The organism is Anoxybacillus sp. UARK-01, assembly GCF_002075365.1.
GTDB lineage: Bacteria > Bacillota > Bacilli > Bacillales > Anoxybacillaceae > Anoxybacteroides > Anoxybacteroides rupiense.
Map to the genome: position 1 here is coordinate 1 of NZ_NASY01000001.1, position 5,724 is coordinate 5,724.

The 5,724-nt window shown below is 42.0% G+C and carries 4 protein-coding genes and 1 pseudogene; all 5 read left to right on the plus strand.

What is annotated here, in order from left to right; genetic code table 11:
* A partial coding sequence (locus B6A27_RS00005) for an RHS repeat-associated core domain-containing protein (RefSeq protein WP_304528548.1) occupies positions 1-1,382 on the plus strand: 1,382 nt, incomplete at its 5' end.
* 572 nt (positions 1,383-1,954) lie between these two features.
* Positions 1,955-2,247: pseudogene (locus B6A27_RS18920) on the plus strand (transposase); the annotation flags it as partial.
* 125 nt (positions 2,248-2,372) lie between these two features.
* Positions 2,373-3,026 carry a hypothetical protein gene (locus tag B6A27_RS00015; RefSeq protein ID WP_066149120.1) on the plus strand — a complete coding sequence of 218 codons (654 nt, stop codon included), beginning with the start codon at positions 2,373-2,375 and terminating at the stop codon, positions 3,024-3,026.
* Positions 3,027-3,405: 379 nt separating this feature from the next.
* Entirely contained in the window at positions 3,406-4,086 is a 681-nt protein-coding gene (locus B6A27_RS00020; protein WP_080859415.1) for a hypothetical protein, read from the plus strand.
* Between the two features lie 371 nt (positions 4,087-4,457).
* On the plus strand, positions 4,458-5,657 hold the full coding sequence (locus B6A27_RS00025) for an RHS repeat-associated core domain-containing protein (RefSeq protein ID WP_201722536.1): 1,200 nt from the start codon (positions 4,458-4,460) through the stop codon (positions 5,655-5,657).
* Positions 5,658-5,724 lie beyond the last annotated feature (67 nt).

Below are 5,724 nucleotides of genomic sequence, written 5' to 3' on the forward strand. Positions count from 1 at the left end.
GTCTGGTGGTGGGAACGGCGAACGGAACTGAGTTATTGGCGGAAACGTACCGTTACGACGAAAACGGCAACCGAATCCGCATCGAAACGTCGAACGGGGACGTCACGGTGTACAGCTATGATGAGCTCGATCAGTTGAAGATCGAACAATGGCCGGATGGAACGACGATCGAGTATACGTACGATGGATTCGGGAACCGGACGAAAATCGTGAAAACGAAAGACGGATCATCGACGACGACCAATGCCGATTATAATGCGGCGAATCAATTGGTTCGTTTCGGTGATGAAATGATCACGTATGACGCGAACGGCAACCGATTAGAAGACGGCCAGTATCGATATGAATGGAACGAAGCCGATCAATTGGTTTCCGTTACAAGAAAAGGCGAAAGCACGCCGTTTGTGACGTACCAATACGATGAAGACGGCCGCCGCATTCAAAAGAACGTCAATGGCGTCGTGACGAACTACCACTACCAAGGCGACAGCCTCAACGTCTTATATGAAACCGACGCGAGCGGAAATGTAGTACAATCGTATGTATACGGAGAAAACGGCCAGCTGTTGGCGATGAAAAAAGGTGGGGCGACGTACTTCTACCACTATAACGCGCATGGCGATGTCATCGCGTTAACGGATGCGCAAGGAAACGTGGTCGCTCGTTACGAGTACGACACATGGGGCCAAATTCGTTCCCAAACGGGCGCCCTAGCAACCGAAAACCCATATCGCTATGCGGGATACCAATACGATGAAGAGACGGGATTGTACTACCTCATGGCCCGTTACTACCACCCAACCCATGGCGTGTTCTTGTCCATGGACCCTGATCCGGGAGATTCGGATGATATTCTAACCCAAAACGGCTACACATATGCGAACAACAACCCGGTGATGTTGGTCGATCCGGATGGGCATTTTGTGTGGATGGCGATTAATGCGGGATTTGCGGCGTATGATGGGTATAAGGCGTATAAATCGGGAAAAGGATGGAAAGGTGTCGCGGTCGCGGCGGCGTTTGGTTTTGTTGGTTTTGGTGGCAAGTTTAAAGCTGCCAGTAAAATTGTTAAAGCTATACATGGTAATAGTCGATTATCTAAAAGGGTTCATCATGGGTATGAAATTTACGAAATAGTCAATGGTAAAAAACGTATAGTAAAAGTAGGGATTAGTGGTGCGAAATTGAATAAAAACGGTACATCCCCTAGGGCTAACCGTCAGATTAGCAAGTGGAATAAAAAGATGGGATATCAAAGATATTATGCTCGAATTGTTAAGAAAAATATTTATGGAAGAGAAAAAGCTCTAAAGTGGGAGAGGGGAAGGGCTTATGCAGTGAGAAATGCAGGGGGTAACATGTATCTTCATGTTAGACCGTGACTGTTGATTGCAAAATAAAAATGGTTCTTACGCTCTTTTAGTGATAACTCAAAACATGAGCGAAATCAAGTAAATCTCTCATCGTGTTTCGGATGATTTACTTTCGGATGATCATGAAGAAATGAACAGTAACTTGATCATTCTAGCTGTTGTTCGTTATTTCACTAAATATTCGTAAGAACCATAAAAATACAGAGCTTTGCAGATAATTTGACTTGTGCCAGCTCTACATGGAGTGGTGGGCGTAGTATAGTAGGCTTGTTGGGTAAAGCCAGCCCTTGATATGGCTGGCTTCCTAGTCTTTTGTTTTTTTGGTCACGTCTATAGAGGTTCCATGTTAAGTTGCAATTCTCTGTAACCTTCTTTGCAAAACTCTGTATCACGCATGTTGATTATCCAATAAAATCCATATAAAACATAGAAAAAAGCACAGCCTTCCTGTAAAATGTAAGTGATCGAACCAATAAACCTGGGAAGGCGATCTCTCTACACAAACATATCACACTCGGCATTTGACGTAAAAAATGATTTCAGATGAATCTTGGTCTAATCTCCTTTTTTAACCATATCCTTCGGTTCTTGTGGATTTTACTGGTCAACCCGGAACGAAACAATCCGGATCCAAGAAAAGACATCCAGTCGTCATCTTTCAAGATGCGAACGGTTATGAGACTCGGGTGGTGACAAGCATCTAGATGTATTGGCCGAAAAGAACGCGGAGATGTATCAAGAACGTTGGAGCATGGAGGTGTTTTTTCGTTAAGTGAATCCATACTTCAACGTGCTAACAGTATTCGGTACGGCTGAAAACGCTGTGTACCATCAGCTCTTTGCGCCCTTCATCGCTTATGTATTATTAAGATGGCAGTGCCTTATTTGATAATGTCTTAATTCACAGAGGGATATGTATAATTTTGGATAATCAATAGCCATGACTCGGGATTTTTTCTATGAGGAAAGTACGTGATAACATAAAGAGGGGAGCAAGCCATGTTACTAAAAACATTCTTGTTATTAGGAGAAGAGGAGATAAGTGACGTTCAAAAAAGTTTTTCTTTTCAAACTAGATGTATTACCAAATTATATGAAAGGGTTTTTGAAAAAAAATATCAAACTGTTGATTGCAGGCAATTAAATTTTCATTGTGGTCATTATCCCGAGATGCGTCTGTTAGAATGTTTTGATGGTTTTTGTCCAATTTTAGTGCCGTATAATATTGAACAATTTCTAGAGTATCCAGACAACAGGAAGAAAGTTGAAACTCTAGAACTGTTGAAGAGTAGCCTGGATTTTGTTATTGTAGAGAAAAATTGGGATCCTACTCCTTTTCGGGAAGCTTATGAGAGGGTAAAGGAGTTAAACTACATGAATGAATTCATATGGGGCAAACCAAAATTTAGTCCAAATAAAAAATATAAAGCGGAGGTAACCTGTAATCACGATCTGTATCATTTTACAATAAAGATAGTCATTAAAGAGAAAAAAGGTCAAGTATTGTTTGAGAAAGAAGTAGTATCAACTAAACCAGATGAACTTATTTATGATAGGTTTTTAGGCCATTTAAAGTGGCTAAGTGATGATGAAGTAGCACTGTATGAGAAATATTCAGAGCGATACGTTTCTGTAAAGTTAAGTGATGTGTAAACGAGGATGAGTGGGATATGATTAAAGTTGATTCATTTTTCAAGACGTAAGCAGTGTAAATTAGTGCGTTATTCCAGAACAAAATATCCATTTTTTATAAATTTAAAACAGACTTTTGCGTGTTCATCCAGCAAAAGTTTGGAGATTGTGCAAATTTCTTCCCTTCTGTTTACGGAAAAACCGTTTTAGTGGTTTAATATGGAGCCTTTGTGGACATGTTTTTAGTGAAAGGGATGAGCAGGAACCGTTATTTCTCTATAATATATCTGCTGCTCCGTTTACAGCCTGCATGTTTTATTTTATAAGTATACTACCACCTTTCTTGCTATATAGTTATAAGCGATCACGTCCTTAGTAGACAAGAAGAAAGGGTGATTAAATGATAAATATTCATTTTCAGGATTGGGGGGAAAAACGTCCTAAAAAACACTATAATCGTATCCACGAAATGAGAATTTTTGAGTTGATCTTTTCAAATAAATTAAGTGAATTAGGAATGAAATTAGGAAAATTTGAAAACATTATCGTTTATTGTTTGGCTGATCCAAATAAGAGAACGTCTTATGAGGAAAATCATGCTTTACAAGCGATTAGTGTATCGATCCCTGATGATTTTATGGATTTTTTAAATTTAGACTCTGCTAATGCCAAGTTTCAAGCTTTTTCCTATTTGGTTCATACTTATATTAAACCAATTTTAGAAAGATACTCGACATTGCCACAATTAACAGTTTCAGAATGTGTGGAGAAGGCGCTTGAACAAATTATAAAACAAAATTACGAAGCGGTTTTTCTAGTTGGAAAAACTCCTAAAAAAAGTCCAGACCGTAAGAAATTAGCGATTTTAAAAGGAATTCACCGATTAGAGGGATTTCAGTTAAGATGTGAGGTCTATAACGAGAAAGGTCTTAAAATTATGGATCAGATATTAGTTCGTGATGTTGGAAACGAAATTGTGTATTCAAGATACCTTGGGGCACTCAAATGGGAAAACGATCATCACATCGTTGTAAAATCGAGTTCAAGCAATTGGATGGCGGAGATTCATGTCGAAGATTAGAAAACCATAATTAGATAGTAACGGTTTCATGCAAAGTAAGACTGGCTCTTACGTTCTTTTAGTGGAAAAACACGAGGTAATGGAGAATTCGGAGTTAAAAATAATGATTTACACGCTCATTTTCTCCATTCTCTTCTTCCTTCACTAAGGTTACGTAAGGGCCGTTTTTTTGTCAAAAAACATGTTTTGTCCAATATTTACAAGACAGCACGACGAAGACCAGAAAGTTTGATGAGAAGAACCGTGTGACGGAGCAATCCGACCGCGGCGGAGTCCAAAAATGGACGTATCCGACCACCTCGGATAAATTGCAACAGTTCCTGTTCTCGCACGGATCATTCAGCCAAACCGTCACGTACCAATACAACGCGTTGGATCAAAATACGGTTGTTCAAGATGGAACGTATACGTACCGTTTGGATTATGACGAAAGAGGCCACGTTCGCACGTTTACCACCGGAAACGGAGCGGGTGCCACCTTTACGTATGATGATCGAGGTCTCGTCAACAGTCTTACGGTTGGGACGGCAGATGAAACCGAGTTATTGGCGGAAACGTACCGTTACGACGAAAACGGCAATCGGACCCGAACCGAAACGTCGAACGGGGACGTCACGGTATACAGCTATGATGAGCTCGATCAGTTGAAGATCGAACAATGGCCGGATGGAACGACGATCGAGTATACGTACGATGGATTCGGGAACCGGACGAAAATCGTGAAAACGAAAGAGGGATCATCGACGACGACGGCCGATTATAATGCGGCGAATCAGTTGGTTCGTTTCGGCGATGAAACGATCATGTATGACGCGAACGGCAACCGATTAGAAGACGGCCAGTATCGATATGAATGGAACGAAGCCGATCAATTGGTTTCCGTTACAAGAAAAGGCGAAAGCGCGCCGTTTGTGACGTACCAATATGATGAAGATGGCCGCCGCATTCAAAAGAACGTGAATGGCGTCGTGACGAACTACCACTACCAAGGCGACAGCCTCAACGTCTTATATGAAACCGACGCGAGCGGAAATGTGGTACAATCGTATGTATACGGAGAAAACGGCCAGCTGTTGGCGATGAAAAAAGGCGGGGCGACGTATTTCTACCACTACAACGCCCATGGCGATGTCATCGCGTTAACGGATGCGCAAGGAAACGTGGTCGCTCGTTACGAGTACGACACATGGGGCCAACTTCTTTCAAAATCCGGTGAGATGGCAGACGAAAACCCATATCGCTATGCGGGATACCAATATGATGAAGAGACGGGATTGTACTACCTCATGGCCCGTTACTACCACCCAACCCATGGTGTGTTCCTGTCCACGGACCCTGATCCAGGAGATTCGGATGATATTTTGACGCAGAACGGCTACACATATGCGAACAACAACCCGGTGATGTTGGTCGATCCGGATGGGCATTTTGTCTGGATGGCGATTAATGCGGGATTTGCGGCGTATGATGGGTATAAAGCCTTTAAAAAAGGCGGTTGGAAAGCAGCGGCGATTGCCGTTGGCGTGGGGCTTGTTGGTGGTGCGGCTTTTACAGGTGCCAAACTTGCGTAGAGGGTGTATAAGGGTAGACGGGCTCTAAATTTTTGTAAGGTTACTAGAAAGGCTGTAGACGGAAAAA